Origin of the sequence: Paenibacillus sp. M-152 (assembly GCF_003856555.1) — a bacterium.
Lineage (GTDB): Bacteria > Bacillota > Bacilli > Paenibacillales > Paenibacillaceae > Paenibacillus > Paenibacillus polymyxa_C.
Genome location: NZ_CP034141.1, coordinates 2,548,429 through 2,572,428 on the forward strand (window position 1 = coordinate 2,548,429; position 24,000 = coordinate 2,572,428).

Annotated in this window: 1 protein-coding gene (only partly in view); it reads left to right on the forward strand. The window is 53.1% G+C overall.

Annotation, left to right across the window (positions count from 1 at the left end; translation table 11 throughout):
- Positions 1-23,828, forward strand: the 3' portion of a protein-coding gene (locus tag EGM68_RS11575) for a non-ribosomal peptide synthase/polyketide synthase (RefSeq protein ID WP_129549208.1). It extends 18,562 nt beyond the left edge of the window; only the last 23,828 of its 42,390 coding nucleotides appear in the window; its start codon lies beyond the left edge, outside the window; the stop codon is at positions 23,826-23,828.
- Positions 23,829-24,000 lie beyond the last annotated feature (172 nt).

The following is a 24,000-nucleotide window of genomic DNA, read 5'->3' on the forward strand; positions in this document are numbered from 1 at the left end:
CGGGGCTAATGAAATCCGCTTTGCAGGAGGTCATTACGCATTGCGTCGCTCAGGAGCGGCCAGAGCTTACCCCAAGTGATGTATCCTTCAAAGGTCTGACGACTGGTGAGCTGGAACAGATTGCGGAACAGGCGGCACGTATCGGTGAGCTGGAAAATGTATACGCACTGACGCCGATGCAGAAGGGCATGCTCTTTTACAATCTGATGGATTCGCAATCGGGAGCTTATTTTGAACAGGCCTCCTTTGATCTGCGAGGACATTTTAATATCGCTGCCTTTGCAGCCAGTTTGGATGTCTTGGTGCAGCGGCATACGGTACTGCGCACGAACTTCTACAGCGGCTGGAAGGATGAACCGCTTCAGGTCGTGTACCGGAATAAGCGCAGCGAACTGTATGTTGAAGATTTAAGGGACATGGAGGACGAGCAGCAAAACGAATACATGCTCGAATTTACGCGTAAAGACAAGCAAAGAGGCTTTGACCTGGCACAAGACGCCTTGATGCGTGTCGCTGTGTTGCGCACAGGTGAGGAGACGTATCGTTTTGTATGGAGCTTCCACCATATTGTGATGGACGGCTGGTGCTTGTCGCTGGTGACAAACGAAGTGTTTGCAAGTTATTTTGCGATACTGGCTCATAAACAACCTGAACTGGCCCCTGTAACCCCGTACAGTCAATATATCGAATGGCTAGAGCAGCAGGATCGTCAGGCTGCATCAAGCTACTGGAGCAAGGTTTTGGAAGGGTATGAGGAGCAGTCCCGCTTGCCACAGGCAAAAATTCAGGGTAAGACGGGGTATCAGGCGGAGCGTCTGGATTTTGATTTGGGCGCAGAGCTCACAGCTGGTATTCAGCGCATAGCCAAGCGTTATCAGGTCACCATCAATACGTTGATGCAGACCGTATGGGGCCTTTTGCTGCAAAAATATAATGGCACCGATGATGTCGTGTTTGGCAGTGTGGTATCTGGACGTCCGGCAGACATTCCGAATGTGGAGCATATCATTGGTCTGTTTATCAATACGATTCCGGTGCGTATCCACAGTCAGGTGGACAGCGTATTCTCCGACGTGATGAAGCACATCCAGGAGCAATCGATCGATTCCCATGTGTATGATACGTATCCGTTGTATGAAATTCAGGGGTTGTCGGAGCTTAAGCAGGATTTGATCCATCATATTCTTATTTTTGAAAATTATCCGGTAGAGGAACAAATCGAGCAATTAGGTAGTAGTGAGGCGTCCAGCTTCACGATCACAGGAGCCGAGTCTGTCGAGCAGACCAACTATGACTTTAACGTGGTAGTGCTGCCGGGGAATACCATTCACATGAGCTTTGGCTATAATGCCCTAGCCTTTGAACGGGAAAGTGTGGAACAAATTCGAGGTCATCTGGTGCAGCTACTGGAGCAGGTGACAGCGAATCCGAACATTCGCGTACATGAACTGGACATGGTTACGATGCAGGAGCGTAAGCAAATCGTTGAGGTGTGGGGCAATACAGCGGCAGCCTATGCAAGCGAGCAAACGATTCACGGCTTGTTCGAGGCGCAAACCGCGCAGACGCCAGAGCAGACAGCCTTGTTCTTTGAAGGAGAGCAGCTGACTTATCGCGAGCTGAATGAACGCGCCAATCGATTAGCGCGTACCTTGCGCAGTCAAGGCGTGACGAAAGATCGTTTGGTGGGTCTGATGACCGAGCGGTCGGTGGACATGCTTGTGGGCATCTTCGGGATTTTAAAAGCCGGAGGCGCCTATGTTCCTATCGATCCAACCTATCCGGAGGAACGTATCCGCTATATGCTGGATGACTCGGGAGCGAAGCTGCTATTGACACAAAGTCATCTGGTGGACAAAGCCGTTATCGACGGTCAAGTGCTGGTATTGGATGGGGAACAATCGGTGTACCACGAGGATGGTTCCAACCTGGAGCCGCTGTCTGGTCCAAACGATTTGGCGTATGTGATCTACACGTCAGGTACAACCGGGCAGCCGAAGGGCGTGATGCTGGAGCACCACGGGCTGTGCAATCTGAAAACGTATTTTGATCAGACGCTCAAGATTCGTGCGTCGGATCATGCGCTGCTATTTGCCAGCTACTCGTTTGATGCGGCTTGCTGGGAAATCTTCCAGGCGCTGTTCTGCGGGGCTACGTTATACGTGCCAACAACAGAGACGATTTTGAACTACGAACGGTTTGAGCAATATATGGCGGATCACCACATTACGGTGGCTGCTTTGCCGCCAACTTATGCAGTGTATTTGGAGCCGGGGCGGATGCCGCACCTGCGTATTCTGTTCACTGCGGGTTCAGCCTCATCCACCGAACTGGTATACAAGTGGAAGGATCAGGTGGCGTACTACAATGGCTATGGTCCAACCGAAAACTCGGTGGCAACATCCATCTGGCCGGTATCCGAGGATGAAAGGGCAGGACAACTCATTTCCATCGGACGTCCTGTGCCGAATCACCGGGTATACATGGTGGATGTGCATGGACATTTGGCGCCGGTCGGCGTAGCAGGTGAGCTGTGCGTGTCCGGTCCGGGTCTGGCGCGTGGTTATCTGGATCGCCCAGAGCTGACGGCGGAGAAATTCGTAGCGAACCCGTTTGCGGCGGGTGAAGCAGGCTATGAACGAATGTACCGTACGGGGGACTTGGCGAGATGGATGCCTGATGGCAACATTGAATATTTGGGCCGGATCGACCATCAGGTGAAAATCCGGGGCTACCGGATCGAACTCGGCGAAGTCGAGGCACAAATGTTGAAAGTGGAAAACGTGCAAGAAGTCATCGTCCTGGCTCAAGCGGACGAGCAGGGACAAAACCAACTGGTGGCGTACTATGTCGCTGAAAGAGACGTAAGCGCTGGGGAGCTGCGCGGCTTCCTGGGTGAGGAGCTGCCAAACTACATGGTGCCTTCGTATTTCATCCAGCTGGAGCAGATGCCGCTGACACCGAACGGCAAAATCGACCGTAAGGCCCTGCCGGCACCGGAAGGCAGTCTGCAAAGCGGAGCGGATTATGTAGAGCCGCGCACAGCGCTGGAGCAGACGTTGGCTTCGATTTGGCAGTCTGTATTAGGAACGAAGAACATCGGTATTTTAGATAATTTCTTTGATCTGGGCGGCGATTCGATCAAAGCAATCCAGGTATCCTCCCGCTTGCTGCAAGCGGGCTACAAGCTGGACATGAAGGATTTGTTCCAATATCCATCCATTTCGCTGCTGAGTGGTCATGTACACCCAGTTAGTCGTACGGCCGATCAGGGCGAGGTTTCGGGCAGCGTCAAGCTGACCCCGATCCAGCAGTGGTTTTTTGGACTATCGTCGGCAGAGCCGCATTATTTCAACCAGTCGGTGATGCTGCATCGAGCAGAAGGCTTTGATATAGATGCATTGCATCGCACGGTGACCCAGGTGACGGAGCATCATGATGCGTTGCGTATGGTCTTCCGTCAGACCGAACAGGGCTATGAAGCGTGGAATCGCGGTGTGAACGAAGGCGAGCTGTATCATCTGGACGTTGTAGATTTGACAGGCGTCGAAGATACGGCAGATGTGATGATGGCGATTGAGATGAAAGCCAATGCCATCCAAAGCTCTATTCATCTGGATGAAGGACCGCTGGTGAAGCTGGGACTCTTCCGCTGCATGGATGGAGATCATTTACTGATTGCCATTCACCATTTGGTTATAGACGGGATCTCATGGCGGATTGTGTTTGAAGATTTTGCGACTGGATATGAACAGGCCATTCGGGGAGAAGCGATTCGCTTGCCTTATAAAACGGATTCGTTCTCTGCTTGGGCAGAGCGGTTGTCTCAATATGCGAACAGTCCGGCCATTGACAACGAACGCGAATACTGGCAGCGTCTTGCTCACATGGCAGTCGCATCGCTACCTAAGGATCAAGACAAAGCAGCAGGACAGCCTTTTTGGGTCAGAGATAGTGAGACGGTGACCGTGGCTTGGAACGAACAGGAAACCCGGTTGCTGCTTCAGGAATCACATCGTGCGTACAATACGGAGGTCAATGATCTGCTGTTAACCGCACTCGGCAGCGCATTGTACAACTGGAGCGGTCAGGAGCGTGTGCTGGTCAATCTGGAGGGACATGGCCGGGAGGCTATTGTTCCAGATGTGGATATCACACGTACCGTGGGCTGGTTTACGAGTCAGTATCCGGTGCTGCTGGATGTCGATGGAAAGGCGGAAGTAGGGCAGCGCATCAAGCGGGTCAAAGAGGACCTGCGTCATGTGCCGCATAAGGGCATTGGCTACGGTATTTTGAAGTATATGTCTTCGGATGATGCTACCTCTTCCTGGAGCCTGCAGCCAGAGATCAGCTTTAACTATTTGGGACAATTTGATCAGGATTTGGAACAGAGTGACATCGTGCTGTCTTCGCATACGGACGGAGAGCCGATGAGTGGTTATACCGTGCTGGAGCAGCCGCTGAATGTGAACGGCATGATTACAGCAGGCGTGCTGACACTGGAAATTCGCTATGACAGCCAAGTATATCATCAGCAAAACGTAGAAAAATTTGCGCAGTTGCTACGGGAAAGCTTGCAGGAAGTAATCAAGCATTGTGCCTCCCAAGAGCGGAGCGAACTAACGCCAAGCGATGTCTTGTTCAAAGGCTTGTCGTTGGAACAACTGGAGCAATTGACGGAGCAAACGGCTTCTGTGGGCGAACTGGAAAATGTGTATGCTCTTTCTCCCATGCAGAAAGGGATGCTGTTCCATAGCTTGATGGAGCCAGACTCAGGCGCATACTTCCAGCAAGCATCGTTTGATCAAAAAGGCAGCTTCGATGTTGCTATTTTCCGTCAGAGCCTGGATCTGCTGACACAGCGTCATGAAGCGCTGCGGACGAATTTCTATCGGTTTGAGACCGGACATGGTCAGGAGCCATTGCAGATTGTATTCCGTCACAAAGATAGCGACCTTTCCTACAAGGATGTACGCGGAATGCGGAAAGCAGAACAACAGGCGTATATCCAGGCGTTGAAGCAGGAGGATCAGGCTCGGGGCTTTGATCTCGGTACGGATGCACTGATGCGCGTACAGGTATGGCAGACCGATGAAGAAACGTATCACTGGGTCTGGAGCTTCCATCACATTATCATGGACGGCTGGTGCTTATCGCTCGTTACGGGTGAGGTGTTTGGTACGTACTTTGCGCTGCTGGAGCAGAAACAGCCGGAGCTGGCTCCGATCACACCGTATGGCCAATATATTGAATGGCTGGAGCGTCAGGATGAACGTGCGGCAAAAGAGTATTGGAGCAGCTATTTGGCGGGCTTTGAACAGCAGACGTTGTTGCCAGGATCGGATACTGCATCGAAAGACCACGTGACGGACAGCAGGGAACATGCGGTATCCTCGACAGCAAGCGAAGCCAGCGAATATGTTTCTGAAAAAGTAACGGTAGATCTGGATCCAACGTGGAGCGAAGCCATGTACCGGATTGCCAAGCAGCAGCAGGTCACGATTAATACGCTGATGCAGAGCGTGTGGGGCCTGATTTTGCAGAAATATAATAACAATGAGGATGTTGTATTCGGCAGTGTCGTATCTGGACGTCCGACGGATATTGCGGGTGTAGAAAATATGATCGGTCTGTTCATTAATACGATCCCGGTTCGGATTCAAAGTGAGCGGAATGCCACGTTTGTGGACATCATGCGGAACACGCAGGAGCAAGCGTTGGCTTCGGGAGTATATGACAGCTTCCCGCTATATGAAATCCAGGCGCTGACCGAGCAAAAGCAAAATCTGATTAATCACATTATGGTATTTGAGAATTACCCGGTAGAGGAGCAAGTCGAGCAGTTGGGTGAAGTTCGTCCGTCTGCATTTGACATTACGAATGTAGAGGTTGTTGAGCAGACGAACTATGATCTGGACTTGATTGTGATGCCGGATGACACCTTCCGCATCATGTTCAGATACAACGCGAATGTGTACGATCGGTCTACGATCGAGCGGATGCAGGGACATGTACTGCATGTCATCGAGCAAATCGTGAACAATCCGCATATCCGTGTGAATGAGCTGGAATTGGTGACACCAGAAGAACAGGCACAGATCATTCAGGTGTGGGGAGATACGGCGGCAGCCTATCCACAGGATCAAACGCTAAGCGCACTGTTTGAGCAGCAGGCAGCAATTACACCGGATCAGGCAGCGGTAATATTCGGGTCGGAGATGTTGACCTACCGTGAGCTGAACGAGCGAACCAACCGTTTGGCTCGGACGCTGCGTGCGGAAGGGGTTGAACCCGATCAGCCTGTAGGCATTCTGGTCCATCGTTCGCTGGACATGATCGTAGGTATCTATGCGATCCTCAAAGCAGGCGGAGCTTATGTACCGATCGATCCGGAATATCCGGCCGACCGCATCCGCTTTATGCTGGAGGATTCAGGCGCGAAGCTGGTGCTGACGCAATCGCATCTGGCGGAGCAAGCATCACGGAGTTTCGACGGTCAGGTGCTGGTGCTAGATCGTCAGGAGCAGGCTGGCAAGAATATTTACCACGAAGATGGTTCAAATCTGGAGCCCCTGGCTGGGCCGCATCATGTCGCCTATGTCATCTACACCTCCGGTTCCACTGGAAAACCGAAGGGTGTAATGGTGGAGCACCATTCCGTGTTAAACCGGATTTTGTGGATGCATGATCGCTACGGCCTGGGTGCAGAAGATACGATCCTGCAAAAGACCGCCTTCACCTTCGACGTGTCGGTGTGGGAGCTGTTCTGGTGGTCGATGGTCGGCTCAAAGGTAAGCCTGCTGTCGGTCGGCGGGGAAAAGAACCCGGAAGACATCGTCGACACGATTGCCCGCGATGGCGTGAGCACGATGCACTTTGTTCCAGCCATGCTGCATGCGTTCCTGGAGTATGTGGAACAGCAGCCACGAGAAGTGATGCAAGCGAAGCTGGGCACACTGCGCCATGTCTTTGCCAGTGGCGAAGCATTGCCGCCACAGCATGTGGCCCGGTACCAGCGGCTCGTGTCGAGCCTGGCCGGAGCGAAGCTGGTCAACCTGTATGGCCCAACCGAAGCAACGGTGGACGTATCGTACTTCGATTGCGAGCCTGATGGAGCCTATTCGGTTATTCCGATCGGGAAACCGATTCAAAACATTCGTCTGTACATCGTCAAGGAAGGCACGGAGCAATTGCAGCCAATTGGCGTGGCAGGGGAACTGTGCATCGGCGGTGTCGGCGTAGCACGAGGATATCTGAACCGTCCAGAGCTGACGGCCGAGAAATTTGTAGCTGATCCGTTTGCCGGCGGGGAAGCAGGGTATGAGCGGATGTACCGTACCGGCGATTTGGCGAGATGGATGCCGGACGGGAACATTGAATATCTGGGCCGGATCGACCATCAGGTGAAAATCCGGGGGTACCGGATTGAGCTGGGCGAGGTCGAAACGCAGTTGCTCCAAGTGGAATCGGTACGCGAAGCCGTGGTCATGGCTCGTGCGGACGAAACGGGACAAAAACACATGGTGGCCTACTATGTTGCCGGGCAAGAAATCAGTGCCAGCGAGCTGAGAAGTGCGCTGGGGCAGGAGCTGCCAAGCTACATGGTACCATCGTACTTTGTACAGCTGGAGCAGATGCCACTGAGTCCCAATGGCAAAATCGACCGCAAGGCACTGCCAGCACCGGAAGGTAGCCTGCAAAGCGGAGCCGATTATGTCCCGCCGCGGACGTGGGTGGAAGTGAAGCTGGCGCAAATTTGGCAGGATGTGCTGGGCCTGGCGCAAGTTGGCGTGAAGGAAAACTTCTTCGAAATTGGCGGACATTCGCTGCGGGCGACGACACTAACCTCGAAGATTCACCAAGAGCTGAACAAGCAGCTTCCTCTGCGCAGTATTTTTGAAGCACCAACGATTGAACAACTGGCGGCTGTGCTGGAAGGTCTGGATCAGGTGGCGTATGCGTCCATTCCGGTAACGGAAGAGCGTAGCTTCTATCCACTGTCCTCGGCGCAAAAACGACTGTATGTGCTGCATCAGTTCGATCCGCTGGATGTGAACTACAACATGCCGTCGGTGCTGCAAGTGAGCGGTCCGCTGGACGTGAAACGAGTGGAACATATATTCCGTCAACTGATCGCCCGCCATGCGACCTTGCGTACTCGCTTTGAGCTGGTGGACAATGAGCCGATGCAATGGATCGAGGACACCGTGCCATTCGAGGTGGAATATACGAAGGTACAGGCAGAAGATGTGATTGCGGATACAGATCAGGACACAACTACAGATACGTACACCAGGGTCAACATAGAGGCGCAACAGCTGGTGCGGCGCTTTGTCCGTCCGTTTGATCTCAAAGCTGCACCGCTGCTGCGAGTAGGTTTGGTGGATCTGGGCGTTCAAGGAGTAGAACAGGAATCCCAACATCTGCTTATGCTCGATATGCACCATATCGTCTCAGATGGGGTGTCCCTGGAGGTCCTGACTGATGAGTTTGTTCGTTTGTATGGCGGTGAAGAGCTGGCGCCATTGCGGATTCAATACAAGGATTATGCCGTATGGCAGCAAAGCGAAGCCCATCAGGAATGGATGCAGCGTCAGGAAGCGTACTGGCTGAGCACTTTCCAAGGTGAACTGCCTGTACTGGATCTCTCTACGGACTTTGCCCGCCCAGCGGTGCAGAGTACAGCAGGGGATACGGTCGAATTTGTACTGGAGCGTGAGGATAGTGAACGCCTGAAAGAACTGGCTGCCCAGACCGGCTCTACCCTGTTTATGGTGATGCTGGCGGCGTACACCACACTCTTGCACAAATACACAGGCCAAGAGGACATGATTGTCGGTACGCCAATTGCCGGACGACCGCATGCCGAACTGGAGAGTTTGGTTGGTGTATTCATTAACACACTGGCGATGCGCAATTATCCGTCCAGCGACAAATCGTTCCTGGATTATCTGCAGGAGGTCAAAGAGCATGCGCTTCGTGCGTATGAGCATCAGGACTATCCGTTTGAAGAGCTGGTTGAAAAACTGAATTTAACCCGGGATACGAGCCGGAATGCGCTGTTCGACACGATGTTTGAATTGAAAACGTTGGAGCAGCGGGAGTTCGAGCTGAAAGGGCTGACCTTGAGCTCCTATCCACTGGATAATCACACAGCCAAATTCGATCTGAGCTTGGAGGCGATAGAGCAACCGGAAGGCATTCTGTGCAGTCTGGAATACAGCACAGCGCTGTACAAGCGGGAGACTATGACGCGATTGGCAGAGCATTTTGCGGAAATCGTTCGAGCGATTGCCTATCATCCGCAGCAGCCACTGGCAGTTTTGAACATGGTAACCGATGAGGAACAAGAGCAACTCATCTACGGTTTTGGAGAAGTGGGCGTAACGGATGTTGCTGCGGTTGGAGTAGGAGCCCTGTTCCATACCTATGTGGAAGAACAGGCCCAGCTTATACCAGATCATGTGGCGGTGGTATACGAGGAGCAACAGCTTACGTACCGGAAACTGAACGAGCGTGCGAACCAATTGGCGCGCAGACTAAGAAATGAAGGTATCGGACGCGAGTCGATTGTCGGCATTTTGAGTGAGCGCTCGGTAGACATGCTGGTCGGTGTGTTGGCGGTATGGAAGGCTGGAGGCGCATATGTGCCGCTGGATGCAGACTATCCGTCCGAGCGCATTCGTTTCATGCTGGAGGACAGTGGTGCGACGGTACTGTTGACCCAGACGGGATTGCAGGAGCGCGCACAAGCATGGCTGAATGAAAGCCAATGGACTTGGGGCGATGAAAAAGCTAAGGGTGAGCTGGAGACGGCGGTTAGCGCTGAAACGATGGAAAGAGACAACCTGAATGAAGGTTTGAGCTTGAAATCAGATTCGAAGTCTGACAGCGAAGCAGCATCTGAATCGGCAACAAAGCTGCGTCTGCAAATCATGCTGGCATTGGACGATGAGTCACTGTACACCGGAGATACGACAGACGTTGATCACATCAACGAACCGCAGGATCTGGCGTATGTGATCTACACCTCCGGAACAACCGGACGTCCGAAGGGCGTCATGATTGAGCATCGCAGTTTGGTGAATACAGCTGCGGCGTATCGCCGGGATTATCGCCTGAGCGAGTTCCCAGTACGACTGCTGCAACTGGCAAGCTTCTCCTTCGACGTGTTCGTCGGGGATATGGCGCGGACGCTCTATAACGGAGGCACGATGGTCATCTGTCCGAAAGACGACCGACTTGATTTTAGCCGTCTGCATGGCTGGATTCGTGACTACCAAATCACTGTGTTCGAATCGACTCCAGCTTTGATCGTACCGTTTATGCAGTATGTGCATGAACAAGCACTGGACATGAGCAGTCTGAAGCTACTCATCACGAGCTCGGACAGTTGCAGCGTAACGGACTACCGAGTGCTGCAAGAACGGTTTGGTGCAAATATCCGTATCATCAACAGCTATGGCGTCACGGAAGCAGCGATTGACTCCAGCTTCTATGACGAAGAGCTGTCGAAGCTGCCAAGCAGCGGCCATGTGCCGATTGGTCAGGCATGGCTGAATGCCCGCTTCTACATCGTGGACAGCCAGCTGAATCCGGTGCCGATCGGTGTACTGGGTGAGCTGTGCATCGGCGGAGCCGGGGTCGCACGGGGCTACCTGAACCGTGCGGACCTGACGGCGGAAAAATTCGTAGCGAACCCGTACGTACCGGGCGAACGACTGTACCGCACAGGCGACTTGGCGCGGTGGATGCCGGACGGCAATGTAGACTTTATCGGCCGAATGGATGATCAGGTCAAAATCCGGGGCTTCCGGATTGAACTGGGCGAGGTGGAAGCGCAACTGCTGACTGTGGATGGCATTGAGAAAGCCATCGTCACCGCCTGGGAAAACGAAAACGGAGACAAAGATCTGTGCGCGTATGTCGTAGCCTCGGAGGCGCTGAATTTGCCGGAGCTACGCAGCACACTCCAGCCCAAACTGCCGGGCTATATGATCCCGACGTATGTCGTACCACTGGATCAATTCCCGCTGACACCAAACGGGAAAATTGACCGCAAAGCGTTGCCAGCACCGGAAGCTCGCCTCGAAGGAGGCACGGAGTATGTTGCGCCGCGGACAGAGCTGGAAGAGCAACTGGTACGTATTTGGCAAAGCGTTCTGAATCATCAGCGGGTAGGCATCCAGGATAACTTCTTTGAAGTGGGAGGACATTCACTGCGTGCCACCACCCTGATGGCGAAAATCCATCAGGAGCTGAATCACAAGCTGGCCTTGCGAGATATTTTCCAATATCCGACAATTGAACAATTGGTACAGGTGATGGGTGAAGATCAGACCCAGCAAACGTATGTATCCATACCTGTGGCGGAGGAGCGCGACTATTATCCCGTTTCCTCGGCGCAAAAACGGATGTACGTGCTGAGTCACCTGGAAGGTGGAGAGGTGAGCTACAACATGCCGGGAGCTTTGATTATCGAAGGCTCCTTGGATAAAGAGCGACTGGAACAAGCCTTCCGCCAGCTGATTGCCCGTCATGAAACCCTGCGAACCCGATTCGAGATGGTGGATGGCGAGGTGATTCAGCGGATTGAATCTAACGTCCCATTCAGCGTGGAGTATGTGCAAGCAAGCGAAGAAGAGACACCGCAGTACGCACAGGACTTTGTACGTGCCTTTGATCTCGCACAAGCCCCGTTGCTGCGAGTTCAGTTGATCGAAAACGGACCGGGGCGTCACGTTATGCTCTATGACATGCACCATATTATTTCGGATGGCGTCACGGAAGGAATTATCGTGCAGGAGTTCTCTCAATTGTACGAAGGCAAGGAGCTCCCGCCACTGCGTATTCAGTACAAGGACTATGCCGTTTGGCAGCATGCAGATATGCAAAGTGAACGTCTTCGTGCGCAAGAAAGCTATTGGCTGAACACCATGTCTGGTGAAATTCCGGCACTGGATATGCCAACGGATTTTACAAGACCCGCCGTACAGCGTCTGGAAGGAACTCGATTTGAGTTTGCGATCTGCATGGAGGACAGCGAGCAGTTGAAGCAGCTGGCCGCGCAAACCGGATCCACCTTGTACATGGTATTGCTTGCAGCGTATAGCACACTCTTGCATAAATACACGGGTCAAGAGGACATCATCGTCGGCACGCCGATTGCCGGAAGACCACATGCGGAGCTCAGTAGCCTAGTAGGCGTATTCCTGAACACGCTGGCGATCCGTAATTATCCGTCTGGTGACAAAACGTTCCTGGACTACTTGCAAGAGGTCAAAGAGCATGCGCTCAGTGCGTATGAGCACCAGGAATATCCGTTTGAGGAGCTGGTTGAAAAGCTGAATGTAACGCGGGATACGAGCCGGAATGCGCTGTTTGATACGATGTTTGAATTGAAAACATTTGAGCAGCAGGAGTTCGAGCTGGAAGGGCTGACCTTTAAGCCGTATCCGACGGACGTTCATACGTCCAAATTTGATTTGACCTTGGATGCTGTAGAGCAGCCAGAAGGCATTCTGTGCAGTCTGGAATACAGCACGGCGCTGTACAAACCTGAGACCATCGCGCGCTTTGCACAGCATTTTACTGAACTCGTACGAGCCATTACACTGCATCCAAAGCAGCCACTGGCCGCTTTGGATATGGTAACTGTCGAGGAAAAAGCACAAATCCTCTATGGTTTTGGAGATGTAGGCGTATCAGATGTTACTGCGGTTGAAGCAGGAGCACTGTTCCATACCTACGTGGAAGAACAGGCCCAGCTTGTACCGGATCATGTGGCGGTGGTGTACGAGGAGCAACAGCTTACGTACCGCACACTGAATGAACGTGCAAATCAATTGGCGCGTAGATTGCGAAATGAAGGTATCGGACGCGAGTCGATTGTTGGCATTTGGAGTGAACGCTCGGTAAACATGCTGGTCGGCGTACTGGCGGTGTGGAAGGCTGGAGGCGCATATGTGCCGCTGGATGCAGATTATCCGTCCGAACGCATTCGTTTCATGCTGGAGGATAGCGGTGCGACGGTGCTGCTCACGCAAACCAGTTTGCAGGAGCGTGCCCAGGCATGGCTGGAGAAAAGCGATCAGGCCTTGGTCGAAGGGCAGACTGAGGGTGAGCTGGAAACAGCGGCTGGCGCTGAAACGATGGAATCAGGTGCTCTTCATGGAAACCTAAATGGAACAGCAGATTCGAAGTCTGACAGCGAAGCAGCATCCGAATCAGCAACAGGGCTGCGTCTGCATACCGTACTGGCATTGGACGATGAGTCGCTGTATACCGGGGATACGACGGATGTTGAACCGATCAATGAACCGCACGATCTGGCGTATGTGATTTACACCTCTGGCACAACCGGACGTCCGAAGGGCGTCATGATTGAGCATCGCAGCTTGGTGAATACGGCTGCAGCGTATCGCCGGGATTACCGTCTGAACCAGTTCCCGGTACGACTGCTGCAACTAGCCAGCTTCTCCTTCGACGTGTTCGTCGGGGATATTGCACGGACGCTCTATAACGAGGGCACGATGGTTATTTGTCCGAAAGACGACCGCATTGATCCAAGCCGTCTGTACGGATGGATTCGCGATTATCAGATTACCGTGTTCGAATCGACTCCAGCCCTGATCGTACCGTTTATGCAGCATGTGCATGAACAGGGCCTTGACATGAGCAGTCTGGAACTGCTGATCACCAGCTCGGACAGCTGCAGCGTGACGGATTACCGGGTGCTGCAAGAACGATTTGGTGCGAATATCCGCATAATAAATAGCTACGGCGTCACCGAAGCGGCGATTGACTCCAGCTTCTATGACGAAGAACTATCGAAGCTGCCAAGCAGCGGCCATGTGCCGATTGGCCAGGCATGGCTGAACGCACGCTTCTACATCGTGGACAGCCAGCTGAATCCGGTGCCGATCGGCGTACTGGGCGAACTGTGCATCGGCGGCATCGGGGTCGCACGGGGCTACCTGAACCGTGCGGACCTGACAGCCGAGAAATTCGTAGCGAACCCGTACGTACCGGGGGAACGTTTGTATCGCACAGGCGATTTGGCGCGGTGGATGCCAGACGGCAATGTGGACTTTATCGGCCGGATGGACTACCAGGTCAAAATCCGGGGATACCGGATTGAGCTGGGCGAGATTGAAACGGCGATCCAGCGGGTGCCAGGTGTGCGTCAAGCCGTAGTCATCGACCGGATGGACGAGCGTGGACACAAGTATTTGTGTGGATACATCACGGGAGAAGCCGAGCTGCGGATGGAGGAAGTACAGACCGAGCTGGAAGCCGGACTGCCAGCACACATGGTGCCTGCACGTCTGATGCGACTGGAGACCATCCCGCTGACCAGCAACGGCAAAATCGACCGCAAGGCCTTGCCAGAGCCGGAAGGCAGCATCCATACAGGAGCAGCTTATGTGGCCCCGCGTACGAAGGTGGAGCAAGTACTGGCTGCGGTATGGGCCGGAGTGCTGGGCGTGGATGCCGTAGGCACGCAGGATAACTTCTTTGAGCTGGGCGGCGATTCGATCAAAGCCCTGCAAGTCTCGTCCCGCTTGCTGCAAGCAGGTTATCGACTGGAGATGAAAGACCTGTTCAGTCATCCGACGGTGTCTGCCTTGGCGCTGAAAGTCCAATCGGTGACAAGATTGGCGGATCAGAGCGAAGTGGTGGGCGCGGTGAAACTGACACCTGTTCAGCATTGGTTCTTTGAGCAGAACCTGACGGATGCTCATCATCATAACCAGTCCATTATGCTGCATAGCCAGGACGGTTTTGATGAAGTGGCCCTGCGCACAGCGATGGACCACATCGTTAGCCATCACGATGCACTGCGGATCGTTTTCCGCCTTACCGAGCATGGATATGAAGCTTGGAACCGCGCAATTGGCGAGGGTGAGCTGTATACGCTGGAACGTATAGACTTCAGCCATGAGACTGAAGTGTCTGCGGCGATGGAGGCCAAAGTAAATGAAATTCAGGCGGGCATTCATTTAAGCGAAGGACCACTGGTGAAGCTGGGGCTGTTCCATTGCCCAGATGGAGACCATTTATTGATGGCTATTCATCACTTAGTAGTGGATACCGTATCCTGGCGCATTTTGTTCGAGGATCTTACGACAGCCTATGAACAGGCATTGCACGGACAAGCGGCTCGTCTTCTGCACAAAACGGATTCGTTCCGTACCTGGGCCGAGGCACAGTCTCACTATGCGAACGGTCCAGAAATGGAAGCAGAGCTCGCATTCTGGCAAGACGTGGAACAGGGAAGGTATGAGCCGCTTCCAAAAGACGAATCACCTTCTCATTCCTTGAATAAAGACAGCGAGCTTATGATGGTCACATGGACAGCTCAGGAAACGGAGCAGTTGTTAAAACAGGCGCACCGTGCCTACAACACGGATATGAATGATCTGCTGCTGACCGCACTTGGCACGGCTATTCATCGCTGGGCGGGGATTGAACGCGTGCTTGTCACCCTGGAAGGCCATGGGCGGGAGTCCATTTTGCCCGAGCTGGATATTACGCGTACGGTGGGCTGGTTTACGACACAGTTCCCGGTTGTGTTGGATATGAGCGCAGGGCAAGACCTTTCACAGCACATCAAACAGGTGAAAGAAGGGCTACGCCGGATTCCGCAAAAGGGCATTGGCTACGGGATGCTGAGATACCTGTCTGCAGCATGTGAGCAAGCGCATTTTGGAACCGAACCTGAAATCAGCTTTAACTATCTCGGACAATTTGACCAGGATATGCAACATCAATCCATTGGCGTGTCTCCTTACGCTAGCGGTGCCGAGCTTAGCGCATATGCAGCCAGATCGCACACCCTGGATCTGAACGGACTGATTTCCGAAGGTCAATTGCAATTGACGATCAGCTACAGCCATCAGGAATATCGCAAGGAAACGATGGAACAGCTAGCCGAAGCGCTCAGAACCAGCCTGCAGGAAATCATCGCGCATTGCGCGGGTCGCAAACAGCAGGAACTGACGCCAAGTGATGTTATGCTTAAACCTGTAACCTTGGCCGAGCTGGATCAGTTGGTCGAACGGACGCGTGACATCGGGGAACTGGAAAATGTATATGCCTTGACACCGATGCAAAAAGGGATGTTGTTCCATAGTCTGATGGATGCAGAATCAGGGGCTTATTTTGAACAAACGACCTTTGATCTACACGGACGTTTCCAAGCGGATATTTTCCAAGATAGCTTGAATCAGCTGGCGCAGCGGCATGAGATCTTTAGAGCTAATTTCATTAGCGGCTGGCAGGATGAGCCCGTACAGGTGATTTTCCGCCATAAAGAGGTTGGTTTTAGATATGAGGATTTGCGTCATTTGGAAGATCAGGAACGCGACGCGTATGTGCAGGAATTTATTCGTAAGGACAAGGTAGCTGGATTCGATTTATCCCGGGATGCGTTGATGCGCGTGGCGATTTTGCGGACAGGTGATGAGGATTATTATTTTGTATGGAGCTCTCATCATATTTTGATGGACGGCTGGTGTGTGGCGTTGGTGACGGATGAGGTGTTTGAGGCTTATTTTGCAGCCGTAGAGCATAGAGCACTGAAGCTCGCCCCTGTGACTCCATACAGTCAGTATATTGCGTGGCTGGAAGCTCAAGATGTAGCAGCAGCCGCTTCATATTGGAAGGAATATTTGCTGGGCTATGATCAGCAAACGTCGATTCCAACCGGCAAAGTAGGCGCGAAAGCCGAGGGTGAACAATTTGAGCATGTGCTGTGCGATCTGGGCCAAGACTTGACCAAACGTATGGAAATGGTAGCCAAGCAGTATCACGTGACCACCAATACGCTCCTACAAACGGCATGGGGCTTACTGCTTCAAAAGTACAACGGTAGTAACGACGCCGTCTTTGGCGGTGTCGTATCGGGTCGCCCGGCAGATATTTCAGGGATCGAAAACATGGTGGGCTTGTTCATTAACACCATTCCAGTACGTATCCGTAGTAAGGCTGAGGACACCTTTGCCGACCTGATTAGAGCGAATCAGCAGCAGGCGCTGGCTTCTCAAGATTACGAAACGTATCCGCTGTATGAAATTCAAGCCTTGACCGAGCAAAAGCAAGAGCTGATCCAGCACATTATCGTGTTTGAAAACTATCCGGTGGAGGAGCAGGTCGAGCAGCTTGGCGAAGGTGCGGAATCGGATTTTGTCATCAGCAATGCAGGGATGATTGAGCAAACCAACTATGATTTCAATCTGGTCGTCATGCCGCAGGAAGCGATGAAAATCCGATTCGAATACAATGCGAAGTTATATGATCGGGAAGCGGTGGAACGGACGCAGGGTCATCTGGTACAGCTGCTGGAGCAGGTGGTAGCGCAGCCGGACATTCAAGTGCAGGAGTTGGATGTGTTAAGCGAGCAGGAACGCGAGCAAATTCTCCACGGATGGGGAGATACAGCCGCTGAGTATCCAAGCGAACAAACGATCCATGGCTTGTTCGAAGCACAAGCCGTGCAGACACCGGAACAGCCAGCATTGTACTTCGAAGGAGAGCAGTTGACCTATCGCGAGCTGAATGAACGTGCGAATCGTCTGGCTCGTACCTTACGCAGTCAAGGCGTGACGAAGGATCGTCTGGTGGGTCTGATGACCGAGCGTTCGGTAGACATGATCGTGGGCATCTTTGGAATTTTGAAAGCCGGAGGCGCATATGTCCCAATCGATCCAACATATCCAGAGGAGCGTATCCGCTACATGCTGGATGACTCGGGAGCAGAGCTGTTGTTGACGCAAAGCCACTTGGTGGACAAAGTAGCTTTCGACGGTCAGGTGCTGGTGCTGAATGGGGCGGAGAGTGTGCATCACGAGGATGGTTCCAATCTGGAGTCGTTGTCTGGTCCGAACGATCTAGCGTATGTGATTTATACGTCAGGTACGACGGGACAGCCGAAAGGGGTTATGCTGGAGCATCGCGGTCTGTGTAATCTGAAAACGTATTTTGATCAGGAATTCCAGATCAGCGCGTCGGATCATACATTGCTGTTTGCCAGCTATTCGTTTGATGCAGCTTGCTGGGAAATATTCCAAGCCCTGTTCTGTGGTGCCACGTTGTACATGCCAACGTCAGAGACGATTTTGGACTATGAGAGATTCGAGCATTACATGACAGAACATCAGATTACGATAGCGACATTACCACCAACCTATGCGGTCTATCTGGAGCCAGAACGGATGCCAATCCTGCGTATTCTGATCACTGCCGGTTCAGCCGCTTCAACAGAGCTGGTATACAAGTGGAAGGATCATGTAGCGTACTACAACGGGTACGGTCCAACTGAAAACTCGGTGGCGACATCCATCTGGCCAGTATCCAAGGATGAGAGAGCAGGACAGCTGATTTCTATCGGACGCCCTGTACCGAATCACCGGGTATACATGGTGGATGTACATGGACACTTGGCTCCAACAGGCGTAGCGGGTGAGCTGTGCGTGTCCGGTCCAGGTCTGGCTCGCGGCTATCTGGATCGTCCAGAGCTGACGGCTGAGAAATTTGTACCGAATTCATTTGCGGCTGGCGAAGCAGGTTATGAACGAATGTACCGTACGGGTGACTTGGCAAGATGGATGCCGGATGGCAACATCGAATATTTGGGCCGGATCGACCATCAGGTGAAAATCCGGGGTTATCGGATCGAGCTGGGCGAGGTCGAGGCACAAATTTTGAAAGTAGAGAGCATACAAGAGGTCATCGTACTGGCCCAGGCGGACGAGCAGGGACAAAACCAACTGGTGGCGTACTTTGTTGCCGAACGTGACGTGAGTGCGGGTGAGCTGCGAAGCTTACTGGGTGAGGAGCTACCAAACTACATGGTGCCTTCGTACTTGGTACAGCTGGAACAAATGCCGCTGACACCGAACGGTAAAATCGACCGCAAGGCCCTGCCAGCACCAGAAGGCAGCCTGCAAAGCGGAGCCGACTATGTCGCACCGCGGACGTGGGTGGAAGTGAAGCTGGCGCAAATCTGGCAGGACGTGCTGGGCCTGGCGCAGGTCGGCGTGAAGGAAAACTTCTTCGAGATTGGTGGACATTCCCTGCGGGCGACGACACTGGCCTCGAAGATTCACAAAGAGCTGAACAAGCCACTTCCACTGCGCAGTATTTTTGAAGCACCAACGATTGAGCAACTGGCCGTTGCACTGGAACAGCTGGATCAAGTGACGTATGCCTCTATTCCGGTAACGGAAGAGCGCAGCTTCTATCCACTGTCCTCGGCGCAAAAGCGACTGTATGTGCTGCATCAGTTCGATCCGCATGATGTGAACTACAACATGCCGTCGGTGCTGCAAGTGAGCGGTCCGCTGGATGTGAAGCGGGTGGAACATGCATTCCGTCAACTGATCGCCCGTCATGCATCCTTGCGTACCCGCTTTGATCTGATCGACAGTGAGCCAATGCAATGGATTGAGGACAAGGTACCGTTCGAGGTGGAATATACGAAGCTACAAGCAGAGGGTGTGACTACGGATACAGACACGATGGCCAGCAAGGAAGTGCAGGAGCTGGTGAGTCGCTTTGTCCGTCCGTTTGATCTCAAAGCTGCGCCGCTGCTGCGAGTAGGCTTGGTGGATCTGGGCGTCCAGGGAGTAGAGCAGGAATCTCAACATCTGCTTATGCTCGATATGCACCACATCATCTCGGATGGTGTGTCGATGGGGGTACTGACTGAAGAATTTGTCCGCTTGTACGACGGTGGAGAGCTCCCGCCACTGCGGATACAGTACAAGGATTATGCCGTATGGCAGCAAAGCGAAGCCCATCAGGAATGGATGCAGCGTCAGGAAGCCTACTGGCTCGATACCTTCCGGGGTGAACTGCCTGTGCTGGATCTACCGACAGACTTTGCCCGTCCGGCGGTGCGAAGTACAGCAGGCGATACCGTGGTGTTTGGGCTGGAACGCGAAGTAAGCGAGCGTCTGAAAGAACTGGCTGCGCACACCGGCTCTACGCTGTATATGGTGTTGCTGGCGGCGTATACCGCCCTCTTGCACCAATACAGCGGCCAGGAGGACATCGTCGTCGGCACGCCGATTGCCGGACGACCGCATGCGGATTTGGAGCCGATCCTCGGTATGTTCGTCGGTACGTTGGCATTGCGAAACTATCCGACAGCAGAACATACCTTCCGCAGCTACGTGGAAGAAGTGAAGGTTCGCGCCCTGCAAGCCTATGAGCATCAGGACTATCCATTTGAGGAGCTGGTCGAAAAGCTGAATGTGAAGCGGGATATGAGCCGCCATCCGCTATTCGATACGATGTTTACCCTGCAAACGACCGAGGAGGGCGAACTGCAACTGGCAGACCTGAGCTTCCGTCCGTACGGCCTGGAACAAACGCCAGCGAAGTTTGATCTGACGCTGGAAGCCAGAGAGGAAGAGGCAGGCATCCAGTTCGGATTGCAGTATGCAACCGCGTTGTATCAACGGGAAACCGTTGAACGGATGACACGTCACTTTATTCGCTTAGCCGAAGCCGTGGCAGCGAACCCGGATGCGAAGCTGGGTGAGCTGGAGCTCATTACGACAGAAGAAACCGAACGGATTCTGAAGGTGTTCAATGATCCGAACGCACATAGCGTGCGTGGAACACTCCAAGGCCTGTCGCTCAGCGAGCGTTTTGAAGAGCAAGCGAAAAACAGCCCTGAGCGGATAGCCGTTGTGTCTGGGGACATGGCGCTAACCTACGCTGAGCTGAATGAGCAGGTGAACCGATTGGCCCGGGTGTTACGGGCAAAAGGAGTTGAAGCAGACCAACCGGTAGGCGTACTGCTGGAACGTTCTGCGGATCTTCTGGTGAGCATTCTGGGGGTACTGAAGGCCGGGGGCGCGTATGTGCCAATGGATACGATGTATCCGCAGGAGCGCATTGATTACATGCTTCAAGATAGCGGAGCAACAGTCGTGATCACCCGCAGAGCCGCCAACCTTTCGCTGAGCTTGCCATCCACAGTACAAGCTATCGTTCTTGACGATGAGGACGTTCAAGCTCAACTGGGAGCACAGGATGCAAACAACCTGATCCCTGTCGCCGGCCTGCATAACCTGGCCTATATGATCTACACGTCAGGTACAACCGGTCAGCCGAAAGGGGTTATGATTGAGCAAGGCAGTGTCGGCAATCTGGTAGACGCTTTATATGAGCGAGTGTACAGCCGGTATGATCAGCCGCTTCACATCGCATGGCTGTCCGCATTTGTATTTGACGCTTCAGTGAAGCAAATCTTTGCCAGCTTGCTGCTAGGCCACACCCTGCATGTGGTGTCCCGTGACGTCAGCCTGAGCGGAGAGCATTTGATCGCCTACTATCGCACGCACCGAATCGATCTGTCGGACGGCACACCAGCGCATCTGCATATTTTGAACGAAAGCGTCAATGTGACAGAAGCGCCGGATGTGAAGCATTACCTGATCGGGGGCGAGGCCTTATCCGTGCAGCTGGTACAGGGGTTCCTACACAAATGGTCCGGATATCGCCCGGTCATTACGAACGTGTATGGTCCGACCGAAGCGACGGTAGATGCAACAGCCTATACGATTGAAGATGTAGAGTCACTGAATGTACTGCTGGAAAAAGGGGAGCATACGGTATCCATTGGAACGCCGATAGCGAACCAGGCTGTGTACATCTTGAACACTCGACAACAGCTGGTACCGATCGGGATCGCGGGTGAGCTCTATATCGGAGGGGCAGGTATCGCACGAGGATACCTCAACCTGCCGGAACTGACGGCTGAGAAGTTTGTTCCGAATCCGTTTGCTGATGCGACAGCCGCTGATCCGGCGGACAGCAGTTACGCAAACCGGATGTACCGGACAGGCGACCTGGCACGGTGGCTGCCGGATGGCAGTATCGAGTATTTGGGCCGGATCGACCACCAGGTGAAAATCCGCGGCTACCGGATCGAGCTGGGCGAGGTGGAAGCACAGCTGCTGACCGTGGACGGTATCCAAAAAGCCGTGGTTACGGCATGGGAAAACGAAGACGGACACAAGGATCTGTGTGCCTATATCGTAGCTTCGGAGTCGCTGAGTCTACCGGAACTGCGGAATGCGCTGCAGCCGAAGCTGCCGGATTACATGATCCCGACGTATGTGGTACAGCTGGATCGTTTCCCACTGACGCCAAACGGGAAAATCGACCGGAAGGCGTTGCCAGCACCGGAAGCACGCCTTGAAGGAGGTCTGGAGTACGTTGCGCCGCGGACGCCGCTGGAGGCCAAGTTAGCGCAAATCTGGCAGGATGTATTGAAGCTGTCCAGCGTAGGCGTCACCGACTCATTCTTCGATGTGGGTGGACACTCCCTGCGGGCAACGACGCTGGTGGCTAAAATCCATCAGGAACTGGACAGTCGGATTACACTGCGTGAGGTGTTCCAGCACTTTACGATTGAGCAGCAAGCTCAGCTCATCGCAACGCACGGGACAGACACCTATACGGTGATCCCTGCTGCGACGAAACAGTCTTACTATCCTGTCTCCTCGGCGCAAAAACGACTGTATATTTTGAGCCATCTGGAAGGTGGGGATCTCAGCTACAATATGCCGGGTGTATTAACAGTGGAGGGACCGCTTCAGGCAGATCGACTGGAGGAAGCGTTCCGTCAGTTAGTAGCCCGTCATGAAACGCTGCGAACTTCCTTTGAAATGGTGGACGGCGAGGTTGTTCAGCGGATTTACGATCAAGTGGAGTTTGTCGTAGAACGCCTGCAGGCCAGTGAATCCGAAGCGGAAGTGTATATCGAGTCCTTTGTACGCAGCTTCGATCTTCGGCAGGCACCGCTGCTGCGTGTCCGTCTTATTCAAACCGGACCCGAGCGCCATCTCCTGATGTACGACATGCACCATATTATTTCAGACGGGGTATCGTCTAACAATATCGTGCAGGAGCTAGGACAACTGTACGAGGGACAGGCCTTGAAGCCGCTGCCAATTCAGTACAAGGACTATGCGGTGTGGCAGCAGCAGGAAATGCAGCGTGAGTCCTACCAGCGCCGGGAACAGTTCTGGCTGGAGCATTTAGCCGGGGAATTACCGGTGCTGGATTTGCCGATTGCTTATCCTAGACCTGCTGTTCGCAGCTTCGAGGGAGCAATGTATGAGTTTACCGTGGACCCGAATGTATCTGAGCAATTGCACCAAGTGGCAGCACAGACCGGAAGTACGCTGTACATGGTGCTGATGAGCGCCTACACCGTTCTGTTGTCCAAATATAGCGGTCAGGATGATTTGATCATCGGTACGCCGGTAGCAGGTCGTTTGTTACCTGAACTGGAGCCGCTGATCGGCATGTTCGTCAATACACTAGCCATCCGGCACCAGCCGCAGGGCAACTCAACGTTCCATAACTACCTACTGGAAGCCCGAGATCGTACGCTGCAAGCCTTCGAGCATCAGGATTATCCGCTGGAAGAGCTGGTGGAAAAGCTGGATATAGTACGGGATGCAAGCCGTAATCCGTTGTTTGATACTATGTTTGTACTGCAAAATACGGAGTCGCAGGAAGCGAAGCTTGAAACGTTGTCCTTCAGTCCTTATGTGCAGGAGCATCGTATTTCCAAATTTGATTTGACCTTGTCCATGAGTGATGAAGACGGGCAGATCAAGGGTTCCTTTGAATATTGCACGAAGCTGTTTAGCGCAGATGTTATTGAACGATTAACCGGAGATTTGATAGCGATCCTGTCACAGGTTGCGGCCAATCCAGATTTGCAATTAAGCGATATTCAGGTGAACTTCGGTGAACAAGCAGAAGGCTTCTCACCGGATTCCATCGACTTTGTTTTCTAGATCAGTTTTCAGGTTTCTAAAAGGCAATGATTTCACTTTGCATGTGCAAAGGGCAGCGGCTTCGTCCGACTGCCCTTGCCTGCAAAGTATTCTTTTTCCGATACAACGCTCATCTACGTAACAACGCACCATTCCAACCGGGGTACAGACCCCATAAAGCAGGAGGGATGTC